This window comes from Natronospirillum operosum (genome assembly GCF_004768465.1).
GTDB lineage: Bacteria > Pseudomonadota > Gammaproteobacteria > Pseudomonadales > Natronospirillaceae > Natronospirillum > Natronospirillum operosum.
Window position 1 is genome coordinate 1 of record NZ_SRMF01000029.1, and the last position, 1,036, is coordinate 1,036.

The 1,036-nt window shown below is 65.6% G+C and carries 1 protein-coding gene; it reads left to right on the forward strand.

Annotation, left to right across the window (positions count from 1 at the left end; all coding sequences use genetic code 11):
- Positions 1–1,036, forward strand: a 1,036-nt coding sequence (locus tag E4656_RS20135) for an RHS repeat domain-containing protein (protein WP_135485121.1), incomplete at both ends; no start/stop codon positions are given.

Consider the following 1,036-nt stretch of genomic DNA (forward strand, 5'->3'; position numbering starts at 1 on the left):
GGCCGCTATCACACCCGCCACTACACGCTCAACGCCCGGGGCGAGACGGTCGGTATCTCCGCGCCCGGCAACCCCGGCCAGCACCGCCAGACCCTGACCCATAACGCCCGCGGTCAGGTGCTGTCCGCAACCGATGCCCTGGGCGGCCAGATCGACTACACCTATGACGCCGCCGGCCAGCTGATCGAGGTCACCGACAGCGAAGGCGGGGTCACCGAATTCGCCCATGACGCCCTCGGGCGCAAGATCTTCCAGCATGAGCCAACCGGTCTGGAGACCACCTGGGACTACCAGCAGACCCGCCACTATCTGGAGATCCGGCGTACCCGCACCGACCCGAGCCTGCCCATTGGCCGGTTGGACCGCCAGCGTACCGACATCGAGCGCTATGACCTGATGGGCCGCCTGATCATGAGCGAAGACCCGTCCGGTCAGCGCTGGCAGTATGACTACAATGAACTCGGCCTGCTGGTGGCCATTCACAACCCGGACGGCACCCGCCTGGAGAATGACTACAACCGGGCCGGCCACCTGATCGAAGAACGACTGATCAGCACCACCGGCGAGGTGCGCCGCACTCAGTACGAACGCGATGCCGCCGGGCGGGTCACCTATCGCCGCGCCCCGCACGGCGCCGAGAGCCATTATCAGTACAACGGGCTGGGCCAGATCACCGAGATCCGCCTGCCCGATGGGTTCCATACCCTGCGCCACGAGTATGACGCCACCGGCCGCAGGACCGCCACCCATCATCCGGAACGGCTGAGCGAATACTGGCGCTACGATGCTGCCGGCAACATCACCGAATACACCGACCGCAACGGCGACACCTGGGCCTATGGCTACAATGCCGACAACCAGGTGATCGAGGCACACGACCCCGTGTCCGTGCAGCAGGGCCAGGCACACCCCACCCGCTATCATTATGATGCTCAGGGACAGCGCATCGGCTACACCGACCCCAATGGCCATCGTCACGACGTCGAGCGCGACAGCCTGGGCCGGGTTATCGCCCAGACCGATGCCGAAGGCCACA